Genomic DNA, 19329 nt, shown 5'->3' with positions numbered 1-19329 from the left:
TATGGAATTGAGCGGGGCACAGATCTTGATGGAGAGCTTGAAGTGCGAAGGCACCGATGTGCTGTTCGGATTTCCCGGGGGGGCGGTGATTGATATTTACGACATCCTTCCCCAGTACGATCTCCATCATGTTCTCGTCCGTCATGAGCAAGGCGCGGTCCATGCTGCAGACGGCTATGCACGGGCCACCGGTAAGACCGGTGTCTGCCTTGTGACCTCCGGCCCGGGGGCCACGAATACAGTGACCGGTATCGCCACGGCCTATATGGATTCCATTCCCCTAGTGGTCTTTACTGGCCAAGTACCGACCCCGCTCATTGGTAACGACGCTTTCCAGGAAGTAGATATTGTCGGTATTACCCGTCCCTGCACCAAACACAATTTTTTGGTGAAGGATGTCCGGGATTTGACAAAAACTATCAAACAGGCCTTTTACCTGGCCCGGTCGGGACGACCGGGCCCGGTATTGGTCGACCTCCCCAAGGACGTCATGCTGGCCAAGACGGATTTCCAGTATCCGGAATCCATCTCCATGCGCAGCTACAATCCGAATATTGAACCCAACGTCAAACAATTGCGCAAGGTTGTCGATCTGCTTCAAAAGGCGGAGCGACCCCTGCTCTTTGCCGGGGGCGGCGTCATTTCGTCCGGGGCCTCTGAGGATCTCCAATGGCTGGCCACGACTTTGGATATCCCTGTGACCTCGTCGCTGATGGGGTTGGGCTCCTTTCCCGGCAATCATCCCCATTGGCTGGGTATGCTCGGGATGCACGGCACCTACGCCGCGAATATGGCCGTGAACAATGCCGATCTGATCATCGCCGTTGGGGCCCGCTTCGATGACCGGGTCACCGGGAAGTTGGACGCTTTTGCCCAAAAGGCGAGCCTGGTCCACATCGACATCGACCCGACATCCATCCGGAAGAATGTTTCCGTCCATGTCCCTGTGGTGGCCGATTGCGGGCTGGCCCTGAACAAATTGCGCCGTGAACTCGCCCCGATCGTCGAGGATGTTTCCTGGAGTTCCAAGCACGATCAGTGGCTGGAGCAGGTCCGGTTCTGGCGAGAGGCCCATCCCCTAGGATACCGGGATAATGGGGATGAGGCCATTAAACCGCAGGCCGTGGTGGAAAAAATTTATGAGATTTCCGGCGGGGAGGCGATCATCGCCACTGAAGTGGGGCAGAACCAGATGTGGGCGGCCCAGCACTTTTTGTACAACAAACCCCGTACATTACTGACCTCCGGCGGGCTCGGCACTATGGGCTACGGATTTCCCGCCGCCATCGGCGCCCAGGTCGCTTTCCCCAACCGTCTTGTCGTGGATATCGCCGGTGATGGCTCCATTCAGATGAACATCCAGGAGTTGGCCACAGCGGTGAGTTACGACCTGCCGGTCAAGATCGTCATCCTGAACAACAGTTATCTCGGCATGGTCCGGCAGTGGCAGGAACTTTTTTACAACAAAAATTATTGTTCGACCTGTCTGCACACGAACCCCGATTTCGTCCAACTCGCCCGGGCGTACGGCGCTGAAGGCTACCGCATTGAGAAAAGCGCGGACCTCGACGCCACCTTGCGACAAGCGCTGGCTTCGCCGAAGACAGCCGTGATCGATGTCCGGGTGGCTGAAGAGGAAAATGTCTATCCCATGGTTCCGGCAGGGGCCTCACTCACGGATATGTTGCTGGTCTAAACCCGCGCAGGGGCAGAGAAAGGCAGGAGAAGAACACATGCGACACACCTTATCAGTGCTGGTGGAGAATGAGCCCGGAGTCTTGTCTCGCGTGGCCGGATTGTTCAGTGGCCGAGGGTTTAACATCGAATCGCTGAACGTGGCCCCGACCCTGGAAGAAGGGATTTCTCTTATGACCATCACCACCCGGGGTGATGAGCAGATCATCGAACAGATCATCAAGCAGTTGCGCAAGCTGGTCACGGTCATCAAGGTCGTCGACCTGGCCTTGGAGCAGGCTGTGGACCGGGAGATGGTCTTGTTGAAGATCAACGCCGAAGGCCAGTCCCGGCCAGAGATCTTGCGCATCGTCGATGTTTTCCGGTGCAAAGTCGTTGACGTGAGCCCTACGGAACTCGTCGTCGAGGTTACCGGAGACCAGGGCAAGATCAAGGCCTTGATCAACCTTATGCAACGTTTCGGAATCAAGGAGATTGCCCGGACTGGAAGCGTGGCCATGCGCCGCAGCATGCAACTCGAGGATTAGCGGGGCAAAGACGTTTTTGTTCGTTTTTCGGCCACCTTTCCCCGTTTACGACCCGTCCTGAACGGCTTTGTTTTGTGCACCGTCGAAGCGCCCCCGCCGCAGCAAGCGCCTGCCTTGACTCGGGGCGGGGCAGACCATTTCCATTATAACCCCAGAAATGAGGAGCATAAATGCAGATTTTTTACGAGAATGACGCTGATCTGAACGTCTTGCAGGACAAGACCGTGGCCATCATCGGCTACGGCAGTCAGGGACACGCCCACGCCCAGAACCTGCGTGATTCCGGAGTCAATGTGGTCATCGGGCAGCGTCCCGGGGGCAGCAATTACGAGTTGGCCAAGGAGCACGGCTTCGCCCCGGTCAGCGCTGCAGAAGCCGCCCGCCAAGCGGATATGATCCAGATCCTGGTCCAGGACCAGATCCAGCCCAAAGTTTACACCGAGGAAGTCCTGCCCAACCTGACCGCCGGTAAGACCCTCGTTTTCAGCCACGGTTTCAATATCCATTACAACCAGATCGTGCCGCCCGCAGACGTCGACGTGGTTATGGTCGCGCCCAAAGGGCCGGGGCACCTCGTGCGCCGGGAATACGAACGCGGCGGAAGCGTTCCGGCCCTGGTCGCCGTGGAGCAGGACGCCTCCGGTAAGGCCATGGATCGCGCCCTGGCATACGCCAAGGGAATCGGAGCGACCCGTTCCGGCGTTTTGGTAACCACCTTCGCTGAAGAGACCGAAACCGACCTCTTCGGAGAACAGGCTGTGCTCTGCGGGGGCGTGAGCGCCCTGATCAAGGCCGGGTTTGAAACCCTGGTTGAGGCCGGGTACCAGCCTGAAGTGGCCTTTTTCGAGTGCATGCACGAACTCAAGCTCATCGTGGATCTGCTGTATGAGGGCGGATTCAAGCGGATGCACTATTCCATCAGTGACACGGCCGAATACGGCGATTATGTCAGCGGCCCGCATGTAGTGGACGCGCAAACCAAAGCCCGGATGCGGGAAGTGCTGACCGCTATCCAGGACGGCCGCTTTGCCCGCGATTGGATCCTGGAAAACCAGGCCGGGGTGCCTTCGTTCAAGGCCATGCGTCGCAAGGCCCATGAGCATCAGATCGAGGACGTGGGCGACAAGCTGCGCCAAATGATGGCCTGGCTGCAAAAATAGCCCCTTGGCAGTTTCAGGGCCGCGCTTCGGGCGCGGCCTTTTTTTTCGGGTTCTTTGACGGATCCTGTGGATTTTTGGAGTTTGCCGTCTCTTCTGTGTGCCCACTTTCGGCCCGGTATTTTCTCAATCCCGCCAAAGGGGGATCCTTGCCCCCTCCGGACTCTCAAGAGGAACAGAACTCCAGGTGTCGAAGATGGCCCTTGTTGCACCGGAATCCGCCTGGAGCATTCAGTTCGCGGTCCGGTTTCCCCCTTTTGGCGGGACCAAGAAAATGTGCGGGCCTTTCGCTCGAAGCACACAGAAGAGACGGCAAACTTTTGCGTCTGAAATTCCATGCCCTGTGACGAAGAGCCTTTTTTCGGCACCGGGGCTGGCACCCAGCGGGACCGTCCAGCCCCGGCCGGGCTTGCCCGGTGTGCGGGAAAAACGTACCCTCTGCCCCAATCCAGCAATCAGGACGTTCAGTCCTGGAAAATATCGAGGTTGCAACAAGCCATCTATGAGTTGGGAAGGGTTCCTCTCGTTTCTCCGCCAGCGGCGCCGGCTCGTGCAGGAGACTGCTGAGCAGGGGGATCTGCGTTCCAGCGCCCGCGCCGCGCAGCGAACCCTTTTTGTCCTCAGGCAGACCAGACCCCTGGCCGCCCGAAAGGGATTGACCAAGCAATGGCGCAAAATGGAGGACTATTTTGCTGGCCGCAGTGAACCCGGCCTCGGAGCGGAGGAACCCGCAGGAGGCGAAGTGGCCTTAGGCACCGGCCAGGGTGTCTTGGAGCGGGCTCGCAAGCGGTGTGCCAATGGTGATTATGAAGGCGGCCTGACGGTATTGTTGCACGAGTACCGCAACGGCAAACGGGATCCGGTGTTGTTGCGCTTTGCCGCTGAATGTTTCGAGCACAGCAATCGCTACCAGGAGGGGGCGGATTTTATCGCCAGCGCCCTTTTGGAGCAGGAATTCCCTCCCGCCGACCAAGCCCATCTCCAATTCGTCTTGAGCGGGTGGTATCTCCAACTCGGCAAGACGAATGAGGCCCGGCAGGCGTTGTGGAAGGTCCAACGCCTCGATCCCCATTACCCAGGACTGCAAGGCCGCCTCCAGCATCTTTTGCCCGCCCAGACCGAGAAGCCGAAAAGCCGCTACGGGCTGCTGCTCGCCTCGGGCCAGCTCAGTGAAGAACAACTGCAGCAGGCCACCGAGGAAGCCAATAAGCGTGACGGTGATGTGGACCAGGTCCTGCTTCGCGATTACGGCATCGACCGTGACGTCCTGGGGGCCTCCCTGAGCGCTTTCTACGATGTCGATTTTGTCGCTTTTGACCGCGAGATTGACCCGCCGTTCGGGCTCTTTGAAAAACGGAGTCTGGACCCGGACTTCCTCAAACGCTACGGCTGGGTCCCCTTTGCAGAAGAAGGGCAGGACATCGTGGTCCTGATGAGCAATCCTTTTGACCTTGGCCGCATGGATGAGATCCGGTTTATTCTGGGCACCAGCCGGATCGTCCCCAAGGTCGCCCTTCAGGCTGATATCCAGGCCTATATCGACCATTTCTTCCAAAGCTTCGGGCCTTCTGAAGAAATTTTTTCCTTTGATGAGGAGGTTGTTGCCCTGGACGAGGACGACAGCCGTTTGGAAGGGGTTGAAGAGGTCTCGGAGGAAGACAGCGAAGTCGTTCGGCTGGTCAATTCCCTGCTTATCGAAGCCTGGAAGCGGCAGGCCTCGGACATCCATATTGAGCCCGATTCCCGCAACCGGTCCTGCACGATCCGGCTGCGCGTTGACGGGACCTGCCATGAATTTCGCAAATTCCGCATCGGGCTGGCCCGCCCCCTGGTCTCGCGGGTCAAGATCATGGCCCATCTGGACATTGCCGAACGCCGCCTGCCCCAGGACGGCAAGATCAAGCTCAAATTGCCGGGGATGAACACGGTGGTCGAATACCGGGTGGCGACCCTGCCCACGGTCGATGGGCAGGAGGATGTGGTCATGCGGGTTTTGTCCTCGGGCAAACCGCTGCCTCTGGAGCAATTGGGGCTGCATTCCGGCGTCCTCGAGGCCTTTAAACGCATGGTCTATCGCCCCTACGGGCTGTTGCTGGTCGTCGGGCCCACGGGGTCGGGAAAGACGACGACCCTGCACTCTGCCGTCAGCTATATCAACAGCTCGGATCGGAAGATCTGGACCGCCGAGGACCCGGTGGAGATCACCCAGACCGGCCTGCGCCAACTCCAGGTCCAGCCGAAGATCGGTCTGACCTTTGCCGCGGCGCTGCGATCCTTTTTGCGCGCCGACCCGGACGTGATCATGATCGGGGAGATGCGCGACGAGGAGACCGCCCATATCGGGGTGGAAGCCTCGCTGACCGGGCACCTCGTCTTTTCAACCCTGCACACCAATTCCGCTCCGGAAACCATCACCCGTTTGCTGGACATGGAACTGGATCCCTTCAATTTTGCCGATTCCCTGCTCTGTGTGCTGGCCCAGCGGTTGGTCAAGACCTTGTGCCCGCGGTGCAAGAAACCATATACGCCGTCTGCCGAGGAGATAGAGGAGTTGCGTCTGGAATTCGGCACGAATTGGGAGACCGCGGTCCCCGAACAATGGCGGGCTGAACCGGTTCTTTACCAGCCCCACGGCTGTTCCTCGTGCCTGGGCGGGTATCGCGGCCGGACCGGCATTCATGAATTGATGCTCAATACCGGGGGGTTGAAGACCTGCATCAAACACCGCAAGCCCACGGAGGAATTGCGGCTCCAAGCGGTGGAGGACGGCATGCTCTCGCTCAAGGAGGATGGCCTGTTGAAGGTCATTGAGGGGTTGACGGATGTGAGTCAGGTCCGCAAAGCCGTCGGAGGAAGCTGAGCCATGGCCGGTTGGCGTGTTTTTGCCCACCGCGGGGCCAGGGCGCACGCCCCGGAAAATTCATGGATCGCTTTGCTCCTGGCCCAGCAAAGCGGGGCCCACGGCTGGGAGACCGATGTCCGCCTCACCCGGGATTTGATCCCTGTCCTGGTCCACGACCACACCTTGTACCGCACGTCTGATTGGGTTGCCCGCAGACCCGCAACGACCGGACTGCTTTCCCGCCTGAACTTTTCGGACTTGCTCGGCGCTGATTTTGGCTCCTGGTTTGCTTCCCGGGATCCCTTTGGGACCGTTGCCGCGGGAGAGATCGACGACACGGTTCTTGCTTCGTTGGCCGCGACCCGCGTCCTGCGCTTGGACACAGCCCTGGCCTTTGCCGCAAAGCATGATTTCCTGACGAATATTGAACTCAAGGATCAATACGGCGTGTTCGCAGACCGGACGGTGGTGAACGCCGTCCTCGAAGCCGTGCATCGCAGCGGCATCCCACCAGAACTGGTGCTTTTTTCCTCCTTTCGCCCCGCCTATCTCCGTCTTGTCCGTGATCTGGCCCCGCAGATGAAAACCGCTTTGCTGGCCGTTCGCCCTCCGCCGCGGGTCTTTGGGGTGTTGCGGAAACTGGGCGCCGCCGCCTACCACCCCCACCGGGATGGACTTTCCGGCGACCTTGTGCAGCAGCTGCGCGGCGAAGGATTCGATGTCCATGTCTTTACGGTCAATACTGCGGCCGAGGCACAGCAGTGGCACGCCGCTGGAGCCAGTGGCATCTTCACCGACTTTCCCCGGCAGATGGTCCAGACCTTCTCCTCTCCGTCCTGACCCCCCCGCTTTCTGCATGGTCCCACTTGCTCTTCGTTCCCAGGCTCCTGCCTGGGGATGTCTTCTCTTCTGGCTCCGGTCATAATGGGGATCCAGGCGTGGGCGGCGGGAGGCGCACGATCGTCCGTGACGAGGAACATTTGGCCCCCCGCTATCGGTTTCAAGGGTTCTGGTTTTCCAGTGAAAAACGGATCGGGATGCGGACTCTGGCCCGTACCGGTTTTCCGTTGGCTGTTGCCGGGGCAAACCGCCATTGCCGCACCGCCTTCAGGGCGCTGTCTTCAAAAACGTTCTCGGGAGTCGCCCGGACCACCCTGGCCTTGGCGACTCGGCCCTTGGCGGAGACGAGCACCTCGACAACAACCGTGCCGTTTAGCCCCTGGCGACGGGCCTTATAGGGATAGACAGGCCGGAGATGGCTGACCAGGCGCGGCTGCCGGTCCAGGGCAGGGGCCTCGAGAGGTGACCCGGAACCCGGCGATTTGGGGCCCCTTTCGGAAGGAGACGGCTTGGGGAGCGTGATTGCTGACGGTTCCCATTGCGGAGCGGGCAAGTCCAGCGCAGGACGCTGAATACGGGGCGAGGACTGCGTCTGGGGCCGGGGCGAAGGCGCGGCCTCAGGCATCTGGGGCGCTGGTGATGGGGCCGCAGCTGGGGAGGGAGTCTCCTGGGGCTTTGACGAGGCGTCCGGAGCTGGATCGGCCGGCTCGGGCTCGAGCGTGACCTGGTGGTGGACCTGGGGTGGGTCGTGGTGTTGCCGGGAGCGTAAACGTTGATCCTGGACCTGAGTCAAGTAGGGAATAGTCCCGAACAACAGGGCATTGACCGCCAGAGCCAAAAGGACAAGCCCGGTGCGGCGCGCCCAACCGCTCATGGTCCGCTTTCCTCCGGACGGCGGCCGGCGACGGTGACGTCGTCGAGTCCGCTCAGGCGGCAGGCGTCCAGGACCTGGACCAGGGTCCCGGATCGACTGGCTTCGTCTGCTGTGACCACGGCGGCCTGGAGTGGCTGGTCGCGAAGACGGCTTTCAAGGTGCTCTTGCAGGCGGCGGATATCGACATGCTGGCCGCGGATAAAAATCTGGTTGTCGGCCCGGATGGTGATACGCAGGTGTTGTGCCGGGGCCGACTCCACGGAGGCCGCCTCGGGACGGCTGACCTCGATGCCGGTTTCGCGGGCGAAATGCGAAGTGACCAGAAAAAATATGAGCAGAATAAAGACCATGTCGATCAGCGGTGTCAGATTGAGCTCGGTCTGCGAACGCTTGTCGCTTTGGCGGTAGCGCCTACCGGAGGCCATGCTGTCCCCCTTCCTGGTCGCCTGGACCCTTGTGCTTTGTATGGAACAAGGCCGCCTGTTCGCGGGAGAGTTGCAGGGCCAGATGCCGGATACGCCGTCTGGTTCCTTCGGCACGGCGCTGGAGAAAGGCCCCAAGGACCAGTCCCGGCACGGAGACCAATAACCCCGCCTGGGTCGAGAGCAGGGCCTCGGAAATGGAGCCGGCCATGGGGGAGGCACCGCCACTTCCGGCGTGGGCCAGGACAGTGAAGGTGTCGACCATGCCCTCGACCGTACCGAACAGCCCGAGCAACGGGGCCACTCCAGCCAGGACCAGGATGGTCTGGACACCGGCGCCGACGTTGCGTTCCAGTTTCCTGGCTGTCTTGTTCAGCGCGGCCGTGTAGTGCTGCCGAGGTTGGATATGCCACTTGAGGGCGGTCTGGAGCAGGGTCTTTTGCCAGACGGCGCCCACCGGTTGGTGCCGCAAAAGATTGTCCCGGCAGGAGGTCCAGGGGAGCAGGGCTCGCCGCTGACGGTAGAAAAAAGCAAGTTTGCCCAGGATAAGCCACCACATCCAGACGGACACGGCCAGCAAAGGCCACATGATCCCGCCCCCCGTCTGGAGAAATTCCCAGAAACGCCAGAGCATCTCATTGACCATCGCTGTCCTCCGCCAGGATGGCCCCGCCCTGTTGCAAGCCCAATATCAAGGTCGCGCCTGTTTCTTCGCAGTCGGCGACAATACGCTCCACCCTTCGATCAAAGAGGTGGTGCACCAGCAGCAGCGGAATGGCTATGGCCAGACCGAACTGGGTGGTCAGCAGCGCCTCGGAGATACCGCCGGCCATCATTTCGGGTTTCCCGGTTCCGAAAATGGTGATGGTCTGGAAGGTGCCGATCATGCCGGTCACCGTTCCCAGCAGCCCCAAGAGCGGGGCGATGGCCGCCAGGACCTGGAGTGTCGGCAGGAACCGTTCCAGTCTGGGCATGAGATTGAGAATCGCTTCGTGCTGGGCGTCTTCAATGGCCTGGCGGGGGGCCGGAGCGCGTTCCAGGATCCGTCCCAGGACCAGACAGGCCGGTTTGCCGCGCTGCTTTTGGCACAGCCGTATGGCTTCGTTGAGGCTGCCTCGGGAGGCGAGATCGGCAATTTCCCTGATCAAAGCGGGTGGGGGCGAGCCGAGGCGGAGCAGGGCCAGTCCTCGTTCCAGAGCCAGCAGGAGAGCTACACCGGCGACCGCCAGAAGGGGCCAGATGAACACCCCTCCCCGGCGGATCCAAGTGCGCCAGGAGTCTTGGTCTCGGAGGTGGTCCCTGGCCCGGCCGGTGAGATCCAGAGGCAAGACATTGGTCTCGTCATCGAAAAATTTCCCGATACGGCGGGCAGTGAACCAGGAGGGGCTGGCCGGGAGCGCTTGCAGGGAGGAGCCTTCCGATGCGGCGCCGCTCAAAAACCCGGTTTTCCCCTGGGCGGTGCGGTAGAACCCGGTCAATGGCCCGGCCAGGACGATATCCGCCTGTCCAGACGAGCCGTCGGAGGTGATGATCTGGTCCTTGAAACGCTGGACCTCGCCGGAGCGCTCGATATAGGAGAAGAACAGGGATACCAGGGCGTTGATGTCCTGCATGGAGGCCAGCGTCCCGTTTCCCTCCAACCGGTCGAGCAGTGGTCTGTTCCCTATCTCGGCGCCCAGGGCGGATTGATCGAGCTGCTGGCGCAGGTCGCCAGCTGCGGCAGACAAAGCTGATTTGATCTGGCGGATCGTTTCCTGCTCCCGGGATTGTTCCCGGCGTGCGGCTTCCAATTGGTCCTTGGCCCGGGTCAGGGAGGCTTGGTTGGCTTCAAGGGCCGCCTGTTCTTCACGCAAGCGTTTTTGCAGGCTCTCGAGCCGATTGTGCAGGGCGGTTTTGTCCTGTTGGACCAGTGTGCTGGTCAGCCGGGCCTGGTCCTCGGTCCGGTTTGCGGTGTCCACAAGGGTCTCGCGAACAGCGGTCCAGTTGCCTGCAGCAGCGCAGACAGGGATCCCTATCAGCACAGCAAGAAGCCCGAAGAGCGCCCAAGTCCGTTTGGCAACCGTTGGCAGTGGAGGCATTAGCGGTCCTCCTCGGTAGCGCTTCCTGAATGGGGAAGGGGCAAGCTGACGAATTCGGCGGCCGCCCTGTCCTCGGCGATGGCATAGGCGCGGCGCAGTTCGGGCAGAAGCGATCCTGGCAGGTCCCGCCATTGTTGCTCCCGGGCGTCCCACCACCCGCCGTGGCTGCCGTCAAGGCTCAGGTAGTATTTGCCCAGTCGTCCCAGCCGTAGCAGGCGCACCTGCAGCGAGGAGGTGCCGCGCTCGAGTCGAGTCGTGTGCAAGGCGATGTCCCCGGCGTAGCTCGCCTCGACCAGCAGCCCTTGCAAAACCCGATCAAGCCGGGTTGCCAGGTCGAGTTCGGCGTCGAGAACGCTTTGACGCAGAAAGGCGAGGCGGTCGCGGCGCTCTGATTCCAGAAAGGCGAGGTCGTTTTCGACCAGGGTGGCGAGTTCCTCAATCACGGTTTCCAGGGAGGGGGCCAAGTGGCGGCGGAGGGCCTTGAGATTTTCGTTTTCCTGGCGGACCCGTTCGAGTTCGAGGCGGGTGCGTTGTGTGCTCGCCGTCAGCTGTCTGTTCTTGAATTCCGTCCAGGCCAGCCGGGTTTTGAGGTCGAGCAGCTTTTGGATCACGGCCTGTTTTTCTTCTGTCCATCGGCCCGCTTGGCGTTGCGCTTCGATCTCCTGGCGTACGGCCTGGGAGAGGGCTGTTGCAGGCTGGGTCGCATTGGTGGCCTGGGCGGTCGAAAGACCGGGGAAAACTCCCCCCAGGAAGAGGAGCACCAGGACCAAGGGCGCGGCACTGCGCCGGAAGGACAGCGAAGCAGGACAAGGAAGCAAGGGCGATAGGGACATGCGGTCTCGCTTGGTCAGAGGACAGTGTCGATGCGCGGGCATCGTACTGGTTTGCCGGACAAAGCTCAATCTGTGGCTCTGCCGGGCTGCTCCGGACGGGAAGTCTCCTCCAGGGAATCGAGGACGGCCAGGGCGGAGGCGGCTTGATCGGCACAGGTCGCGTTGGGGCCGATGCGTGAGAGAAAGCCGCGGGCCTGGTCCCATTGTGTGCGGTGCCATGCGGCGTAGCCCGCCAAAAGACAGGCCCGCGAGTGGCGGCTGTCACAGATGGAGGCCAGCGTGGTCTGGGCCTGGGCAAAGCGGCCGCCACGATACAGGATTTCACCGCGGCGCAGGCGGGTTTGCGGCGTAGCCGGAGCCTGGTCAAGGGTTGCAATCGCTTTTTCTTGGCGCAGAGCCCGTTCATAGAGTCGGCTCAAGCGGAGGGTGTCCGCAGTGGTGCGGGAGGGCGTCGGGATGTCCTGGAGGAGGGCCGCGGCTCGAAGCGGGGCGTCCAGCGAGGCGTACAGGTCGGCGAGGGACCGTCGTTGATCCGGTGTTGGGGGGGAGAGCCGGGCGGCGGTTTCCAGACAGACGGCGGCTCGGAGGCGGTTGTCGCCTGCCCAGGCCACGTGTGCGGCTAATCGCCAGTAGCGGGCTTTGTCCGGGGCGCGTTCGAGCAGGGCATCGCTCCCCTCGCGGGCCTTGACCCTGTTCCCGGTTTCAAGGTTGGCGTGAACGAGCAATTCCAGCCAATGCTCCGGGGCCGGCCCGGGCTGTCGTTTCAGGGCGCCCTGGAGAAGCTCGCTGCAGCGCGCAGGACGTTCCAGCCGCCATGCGGCTACGGCTGCCTGGTACAGCAGCCGAGGGACACGCTGGGCGTCGGGATTGAGAGTGCTCGCCCGGGTCAGAGCGGTGAGAGCTTTGGCGTTGTCCCCGGCCTGGAGTGCGGCCTGTCCCAGACTGGAGCGCAACTGGACATGTTCCGGGAAACGCTCGCATCCCCGCTGCAGAAGTCGCACCGCCTCGTCGTAACGGGCCAAGGCCATCTGGCTGTGGCCGGCCAACAGAAAAACAGCCGCATGCCCTGGCGAAGCGTCGGGCTGGAGCAAGGGGGCCAGAAGGTCGAGCACGTTGTGATAGGCTTGGTTTTGATAGGCCTGGTCGGCCCGGTACAGGAGTTCCTCTTGTTGTGTGGCACTTTGCACTGTCCCCGTGTAGCCCAGGACTGCCACAACCAGGACGATCACAAGCCCCCAGCGGGCAAAGCAGTCCCTGGCAATACGGGGCGCCGTCCCCTGCTGACCGGAGGAAGCAAGAAATGCGAGAGTGTCCCTTGTCAATACGCTGCCTGTACTTATGTGTGTTGGGGTTCGAATTGTTCCGGTCTGGAACCATACAGTCAGATCGCGGGGCGGCCCCCTGATCTGACGGAGTCAGGTTCCAGGCCATATATCGTCAAGCCAAGGAGACGGACATGGAATTACGCGAGTACTTTGAAAACACCGAAGGGACCGGCGTGTTGTCCACGGCGGACAGTCAGGGCAATGTCGACGCGGCCATTTACGCCCGGCCGCACATTATGGACGACGGCTCCCTGGCCCTGATCATGCGCGATCGCCTGTCCCATGCGAATTTGCAGTCCAATCCCAAGGCCGTCTACCTGTTCAAGGAAGGAGGCAAGGGATACAAAGGGAAACGGCTGTATCTCAAAAAACTCAGTGAAGAAAAAAACACCGAGCGGTTGCAGGAGATGCGTCGCCGGACCTATGCCGAAGACAAGGACGAAGATCTCTTTCTGGTCTTTTTCTCCATCACCAAAGAATTGCCCTTGATCGGCTCTGGGGACAAATAACCTTCGCCAAATCTTTCTGGCACGCGCCCGGACAAAGCCATGCTTTGTCCGGGCGTTTTTTTTGAGGGCAGTACCCGCGGGTGGTTACCGCTGTCGCATGAGGGGAAAGCAGGGTGTTGTCGCGCGGCCAAACCTGATTGTGCCCTGCCGCCACTTAGCTTGCGATCTGGGCAACTCCAAACCGCTCGGCAAGCACATGGTAGCGGTGGTCGAAAATGGCTTCAAGTCTGGGGCGAACCATACGTTTGTGCCCCAGGCGGGCCAGCGGCCCGAAGGGCAGGGCGTAATGGACGGTGTCGCGCATCCGGACACCGCCGGGAAGAGGATCGAAAATGTGCTGGTGGTGCCAAAAGCGGTAGGGGCCCAGTCGTTGTTCGTCGACAAAAAAACGGGGTTCGCGGACGTGGGTGATCTCCGTGACCCAGTGCCAGGCCAGACCGGGAAATGGTTTGACTGTATAGGTCAGGATCTGCCCGGCGTACATGGGTTCGGGGGTGGGGCAGGTTATGGTGAAGCCGAGCCAGTCCGGGGTAATGCGGCACAGATTTGTCGGATCTGAGAAAAAGGACCAGGCGGAGTGGATATCCAGGGCGAGGTCCTGCGTCCTGTCGAGGCGGTAGAACATGGCCTTCTCCATTGTTTTTTGTCCACGACCACATGGTTTTCTCTGGTTCTGCACATGGGCCTTTGCCACGGAAAAAGAGCGCTGGTTTGTCCCCCGGGGGACAACCGTGAGGACCGGGGCACAGTTTGGCAACAGGCAGCGGTAGGTTGGGGCTAAACCGTTTCCAGGCCGGGCTCTGACTTCAGAACCGCGGGGGAGGTCGTCCGAGGGCGGGCAGGGGGAGAAAAAGGGCGCAAAATTTTTATGATTTCCCTGTGGTCCTTTTGTCTTTGTCCTGGATCTGGTATCCGGCAGGAGAATTCCTCCCCCGCACCCGGTGTCATTTTGATGCTGATGCGAGGGCAACCAGCCATATCCAAGGGAGTTTCGGCATGCAGAGTAAGATCCAGAATGTGCTGGCCCCTGCCTATGAACCCGTAGCCATGCTGTGGGCCGAGGACAAGCCCGAAAAGGCGCTGCAATTCAAAAAGGGACGCTTCAGCTGTGTCATGTTCGGTTTTGCCAATGCGGCCCGCGGCCGGGCCGCGGTCTTTGACAGGGAAACCTATGGATGCTGGGGCGGCGGTGTCGGATTGGGATTCGGCAATACCTATACGGAATTTCCCGGCGGTGAACAGGGATTCCACTACTTTTTGTCTTGCGGCAATGCCGAATGGGTCACGGGCCAACAGATCGGCGAAGGGATGCACCAAGCTGGGGTGGATAGACACTTTGTCGACGAATTTCTCCAGGGGGAGCGATACCGCAAAGGCCCCGGGGAAGTGGCTGACTTTGTCGATGCCCTGCCGATTCAGGACATCCCGGCCACATACGTGGTCATGAAGCCGTTGTCCCAGGTCACCCAGGGTGAGGTGCCCAAAGTGGTCACCTTCCTCGCCAACGCGGAACAGCTTTCCGCGTTGGTCGTTCTGGCCAATTACGGGCGGCAGTCCATTGATGCGGTGCGCATTCCGTTTGCCGCAGGGTGCCAAAGTGTCGGGCTCCTGCCCTTGGCGGAAGAGAACCAGGCCCACCCCAGGGCTGTGGTCGGCCTGACTGATATTTCAGCCCGGGCTCATGTCCGTAAACTCCTGGGCCGCGACCTGCTGACCTTTTCCATGCCGTGGTCCTTGTACCAGGAGATGGAAGCCAATGTAGAAGGGAGTTTTTTCGACCGTCCAACATGGCAGGGGCTGACTGGTACGCAAACCGATTGAAGCCAGCTCGATACCAGGCGGCGGTGAGTGACAACTGGTTGCATCACAGAGCGATGCGATTTTGTGGTCTGAAAAACGGTGGTTCTTTGACGGATCCTATGGATTTTTGGAATTTGCCGTCTCTTCTGTGTGCCCACTTTCGGCCCGGTATTTTCTAAATCCCGCCAAAGGGGGATCCTTGCCCCCTCCGGACTCTCAAGTAAAGCAGAACTCCAGGTGTCGAAGATGGCCCTTGTTGCATCAAAATCCGCCTGGGAGCATTCAGTTCGCGGTCCGGTTTCCCCCTTTTGGCGGGACCAAGAAAATGTGCGGGCCTTTCGCTCGAAGCACACAGAAGAGACGGCAAACTTTTGCGTCTGAAATTCCATGCCCTGTGACGAAGAGCCAAAACGGTTTACGAGAGGTTCTGGCAGCTTTGTTGCTTGAGCCAGCCGGCTGCTTGCACGACGATTCCAGAGTTGTGAACCGGTTCGTGGACCTGAATTTCGCGGATTTTATGCCCATGTCTGGAAAAGTCACCCCAAAAGGGTTTCTTTTTGGAGGTGGATCTGCTCAGATAATGCGCAGATCACTGTTTCCTTTCTTTCACAGTTCCGTCCTGTCATTTTTTCGTCAGTGGTAACAAAGTGGCAGAACAGGTTTTCCCGCTGATTGTCTCAACGCTTCCACAAGTAGCGACAATGAATACGACGTCTGCTCTGCCAGCTAAAGGAGCCCCACTCCATGGCCCGTGAATCGTTTTTGCCGAATACACCTGAGAAACCGGTTCGATTGTATGCCGTTCTCGGGCTGTGCGTGTTGGGCATTTGTATCGCTATTATTGTTACCTGGTCCACCGGCCGGCGGATGACGGTCCATCACGCCCGGCTGGTGCACACGGCTACGGAGATCAAGTTTCAAGTCTCTCAGGCCCATATCTGGCTGGAAGAGGGACTTCTCGGTGACCCGACGGTAGAGCGGGACACGTTTATGACCCATCTGGACCAGGCCGAGGCCCTGGCGGTAGCCATGCTCGAAGGGGGAATGGGGGCCGGGGAGCCGTTGCGCCCGGTCCAGACTGCCGGACTCCGCCGGGAGATCCGTTCCCTGAGGGGCTCGCTTGCGCAGTACCGTTCCCAGTCGCTGGAACGCTGGGCCCTCCGGGAGCAGGGCACGGCCCAGGTGGGGTCGCCGAGGGATCAGCGCCTCGACAGCGTCTATCAGGAGGTCGTCGAGAGCAATCAGGCCATGATTGAGGCCTTGCACAGCAAAATACGTTTTGATCTGGCCCAATTCTATTGGACGCTTTTCGGTATTCTGGTGTTTGTCACCGTTTTGGCTGTATTGAGCTGGTATTCTCTGCGCCGGTATATAGGCCAGCGCAACCGGGCAATTGCCTCTTTGAGCCGAAGTGAGGAGGATCTGCGCACGACCTTGATGTCCATCGGCGACGGCGTGATCAGCACGGACACGCAAGGGCGCGTTACCAGGATGAATGAGGTCGCCCAGCATTTGACCGCATGGGACGAGAAAGAAGCGCTGGGACGGCCGTTGGAAGAGGTGTTCGCTATTGCCAACGCCCTTACCGGCAAAGAGGTCGAAGCGCCGATCCATCGGGTCCTGCGGGAGGGGATGGTGGTCGGGTTGGCCAACCATACGGTCCTCACAGCCCGCGACGGGACCCGGCGTCAGATTGCGGACAGTGCTGCGCCCATCCGCGTCTGTGACGGGGAAATCACCGGAGTCGTCCTGGTCTTTCGTGACGTCACTGAGCAATACGAGCAGGAACGACGGGTTCAGGAAAGCGAAACCCGCTTCCGGGCCCTCTTTGAACTCATGGGCCAGGGAGTCGTCTTCCATGCACCGGATGGCCGGATCGTTGACGCCAACCCCGCCGCGCAGCGCATCCTGGGGCTGACCCTTGACCAGTTGCAAGCCCGCCGTCCTTTCGATCCCAGTTGGAAGTGTGTGGACAGTGACGGCCAAGATTTCCCGATGTCAGAGCATCCGGCCATGGAGGTCCTACGGACCGGTGAGGCTGTGGCCGGTGTGGTCATTGGAGTGTTTCACCCCGGCCGCCAGAAATTTGTCTGGATCCGCGTCAGCGCTGTGCCTCTTTTTTCCAGAGACAGTGGAAAACCCCTCGAGGTCTTCGCCTCCTTTGAGGACATCACGGAGCTTAAAGAGGCCGAGGAGGCCCTGCGCTCCAGTGAGGCGGAGCTCCGGTATCTCTTTGACACCGCTCCGGTGGGTATTTTCCGGACCACCTCCACGGGCCGGGTCCTCAAGGTCAATCCGAAGATGGCCGAGATCGTGGGCTGCGACTCCCCGGAACAGGCCTTGGAACGGTACCAGGATCTTTTTGTTGATCTCTATGCCGATTCTGAGCGGCGGAGTGTTTTTCTTGACCGCTTACAGCGCGAGGGCGAGATCCTGCAGTTCGAATATGAAGGATTTCGCCGCAACGGCGCCCGGCGGTGGTTCATGATGAACGCCCGTTTGAGCGGCTATCTCGAGGATGGGAGTTTTCTCATCGACGGCTTCACCTCAGACATCACCGAGCGCCGGGAAGCCCAGGAGCGTATCCAGCACCTCAACCTTGTCTTGCGGGCCATCAGGGAAGTAAACCAGCTCATCACTCGTGAGAAGGACGCCGAACAACTCCTGCGCAAGGCCAATCAACTCATGGTCGCCCACCGCGGCTACAGCAGCGCTCTGGTCATCCGGACCGACGCCAACGGGAGGCCCCAGACCTATTACCATGCCGGTGAGGATAATTCGCCGATCTTCCAACCGCTGGCAGAGCACATCGAGGCCGGCATGTTGCCGCCGTGTTGCCGGCTGCTAGATTCCAAGACCGAGGTCCTGTTCGTCCCCAAGGCCGAGGGCGCCTGCGCGGGGTGTCCCCAGGAAAACACGTGCCAGACCTTTGACACCTTGTGCGTGGCCCTGCGCTATGCAGACCGCTTTTTCGGTTACATTGCCGTGGCCCTGCCCCAGGGACGTGGCTATGATCCTGAAGAACAGAATCTCTTTCAGGAAGCGGCCAACGACGTCGCGTTTGCCCTGTATACCATCGAACAGGAAGCCCAGGTCAAGCAGGCCACGGCTGAACGGGAACGCATGGAAGATCAACTCCAACAGGCGCAGAAGATGGAAGCGGTGGGACGGCTGGCAGGCGGGGTAGCCCACGATTTCAACAATATGCTCAACGTCATCCTCGGGTATACCGACACCTCGTTATTGCAGATGGATCGTGGCCATCCCCTGTATGAAGCCATGACCCAGATCCATCTGGCGGCAGAGCGCTCCGCAGACCTGACCCGTCAACTCCTGGCTTTTTCCCGCAAGCAGATTACCCAACCGCAGGTGTTGAACCTGAATACGCTTTTGGAGAATCAATCGAAGATGCTGGACCGCTTGATCGGCGAGGATGTCGAACTGCAGTTTGTTCCGGCCACGTCGTTGTGGAATGTGCGCCTCGATCCCTCCCAACTCGATCAGATTCTGGCCAATCTCGTGGTCAACGCCCGGGACGCCATGCCCGAAGGCGGGACCATCACCATAGAGACCGGCAATGTCGTGCTGGACGAGGCCTACTCCAGCCGCCTGCTCTCCGTGGAGGCCGGGGAATATGTGCTCCTGGCGGTCAGCGATAGCGGCAAGGGGCTGCCCCCGGAGATGCAGGAGCAGATTTTCGAACCCTTTTTCACCACCAAGAGTAAAGGGGAGGGGACCGGCCTCGGCTTGTCAACGGTCTATGGTATCGTTCAGCAAAATCAGGGTTTTATTCACTTGTATAGTGAGATGGAATCGGGAACGACCTTCAAGATCTATTTGCCGCGGGTCATCGAAGAGGCTGTGCAGCCGACCCAAGAGGAGGATCACGGTCCTCTGACAGGCCGGGAAACGCTTCTGGTCGTCGAGGATGAGGAGCAATTACTGGAGTTGATCGGGTCCGTGCTCGAAGAATACGGTTACACCGTGCTCGCCGCCGGAAGCCCGCAGCAGGCGATGGACTTGGCTGCCAAGACGAAGACGCCGATCGAGCTTATGCTGACCGACGTGGTCATGCCGGGAATGAACGGCAAGATGCTGCGCGCCCGGATTCAGGCGGAGCACCCAGAGATCAAGACGGTCTATATGTCCGGCTACACAGATAATGTCATTGTCAAACAGGGCATGGTCGAGCCTGGGCTCGCCTTTATCCAGAAACCGTTTTCCATGGAAGGACTCGCCCGCAAGGTGCGCCGGGTACTCGACGCTGACGAATAAGGTCTCCTGCCCGGGGCAAGCGGCTCCAGACTGCAAGCAAGACGGTTCCGAATCACGGGGGCCGTCTTTTTTTGAGCGCAAGCGGCAATGTCTTGCTTTTCATGGGGAAATCGACTATGAGGATTTTTTCTCAAATCATACTGGAGGAGTGT

At 60.3% G+C, this 19329-nt stretch carries 15 protein-coding genes; 8 read left to right on the top strand and 7 right to left on the bottom strand.

Annotated features, from left to right (window positions below; genetic code table 11):
• Position 1: 1 nt before the first annotated feature.
• From ilvB to DRET_RS08255, 5 genes are all read left to right on the top strand, one after another.
• Positions 2–1696 (top strand): biosynthetic-type acetolactate synthase large subunit, encoded by a 1695-nt coding sequence (ilvB, locus tag DRET_RS08275; RefSeq protein ID WP_015752089.1) that lies wholly within the window; start codon positions 2–4, stop codon positions 1694–1696.
• 37 nt (positions 1697–1733) lie between these two features.
• On the top strand, positions 1734–2222 hold the full coding sequence (gene ilvN, locus DRET_RS08270; RefSeq protein WP_015752088.1) for an acetolactate synthase small subunit: 489 nt from the start codon (positions 1734–1736) through the stop codon (positions 2220–2222).
• A gap of 170 nt (positions 2223–2392) precedes the next feature.
• Positions 2393–3382, top strand: a complete 990-nt coding sequence (ilvC, locus tag DRET_RS08265) for a ketol-acid reductoisomerase (RefSeq protein ID WP_015752087.1) — start codon at positions 2393–2395, stop codon at positions 3380–3382.
• A 499-nt stretch (positions 3383–3881) separates the two neighbouring features.
• Complete coding sequence (locus DRET_RS08260) at positions 3882–6239, top strand: GspE/PulE family protein (RefSeq protein ID WP_015752086.1); 2358 nt, start codon at positions 3882–3884, stop codon at positions 6237–6239.
• Between the two features lie 3 nt (positions 6240–6242).
• Positions 6243–7061, top strand: a complete 819-nt coding sequence (locus DRET_RS08255; protein ID WP_015752085.1) for a glycerophosphodiester phosphodiesterase — start codon at positions 6243–6245, stop codon at positions 7059–7061.
• A gap of 160 nt (positions 7062–7221) precedes the next feature.
• On the opposite strand, the gene DRET_RS08250 is transcribed toward DRET_RS08255, so the two are convergent.
• The 6 genes from DRET_RS08250 to DRET_RS08225 all read right to left on the bottom strand — a co-directional run bounded on the left by DRET_RS08250 (position 7222) and on the right by DRET_RS08225 (position 12497).
• The gene (locus DRET_RS08250; protein WP_015752084.1) at positions 7222–7935 is read right to left on the bottom strand and encodes an energy transducer TonB; all 714 of its coding nucleotides are present in this window, start codon (positions 7933–7935) and stop codon (positions 7222–7224) included.
• Positions 7932–8360 (bottom strand): ExbD/TolR family protein, encoded by a 429-nt coding sequence (locus tag DRET_RS08245; protein ID WP_015752083.1) that lies wholly within the window; start codon positions 8358–8360, stop codon positions 7932–7934. Before DRET_RS08245 ends, DRET_RS08250 begins: the two co-directional genes overlap by 4 nt.
• Entirely contained in the window at positions 8347–9003 is a 657-nt protein-coding gene (locus DRET_RS08240) for a MotA/TolQ/ExbB proton channel family protein (RefSeq protein ID WP_015752082.1), read from the bottom strand. Before DRET_RS08240 ends, DRET_RS08245 begins: the two co-directional genes overlap by 14 nt.
• Positions 8993–10435: a MotA/TolQ/ExbB proton channel family protein gene (locus tag DRET_RS13035; RefSeq protein WP_015752081.1), complete on the bottom strand. Its 1443-nt coding sequence runs from the start codon at positions 10433–10435 to the stop codon at positions 8993–8995. The genes DRET_RS08240 and DRET_RS13035 overlap by 11 nt, the downstream gene beginning before the upstream one ends.
• Positions 10435–11268 (bottom strand): DUF3450 domain-containing protein, encoded by an 834-nt coding sequence (locus DRET_RS08230; protein ID WP_015752080.1) that lies wholly within the window; start codon positions 11266–11268, stop codon positions 10435–10437. Before DRET_RS08230 ends, DRET_RS13035 begins: the two co-directional genes overlap by 1 nt.
• Before the next feature lie 65 nt (positions 11269–11333).
• A complete protein-coding gene (locus DRET_RS08225) occupies positions 11334–12497 on the bottom strand; it encodes a tetratricopeptide repeat protein (protein WP_041281962.1) in 1164 nt (387 codons plus the stop codon).
• 227 nt (positions 12498–12724) lie between these two features.
• Between DRET_RS08225 and DRET_RS08220 the strand changes: the two genes are divergently transcribed.
• Positions 12725–13102, top strand: a complete 378-nt coding sequence (locus DRET_RS08220) for a pyridoxamine 5'-phosphate oxidase family protein (protein ID WP_015752078.1) — start codon at positions 12725–12727, stop codon at positions 13100–13102.
• Between the two features lie 154 nt (positions 13103–13256).
• On the opposite strand, the gene DRET_RS08215 is transcribed toward DRET_RS08220, so the two are convergent.
• Complete coding sequence (locus DRET_RS08215) at positions 13257–13727, bottom strand: SRPBCC family protein (protein ID WP_015752077.1); 471 nt, start codon at positions 13725–13727, stop codon at positions 13257–13259.
• Positions 13728–14098: 371 nt separating this feature from the next.
• On the opposite strand from DRET_RS08215, the gene DRET_RS08210 reads away from it, so the two are divergent.
• Complete coding sequence (locus DRET_RS08210; protein WP_015752076.1) at positions 14099–14923, top strand: DUF169 domain-containing protein; 825 nt, start codon at positions 14099–14101, stop codon at positions 14921–14923.
• Positions 14924–15646: 723 nt separating this feature from the next.
• Complete coding sequence (locus tag DRET_RS13030) at positions 15647–19177, top strand: PAS domain S-box protein (RefSeq protein WP_015752075.1); 3531 nt, start codon at positions 15647–15649, stop codon at positions 19175–19177.
• Positions 19178–19329 lie beyond the last annotated feature (152 nt).

This window comes from Desulfohalobium retbaense DSM 5692 (assembly GCF_000024325.1).
In the GTDB taxonomy this organism is placed as follows: Bacteria; Desulfobacterota; Desulfovibrionia; order Desulfovibrionales; family Desulfohalobiaceae; genus Desulfohalobium; species Desulfohalobium retbaense.
This window is presented reverse-complemented; position numbering and strand designations above follow the sequence as displayed.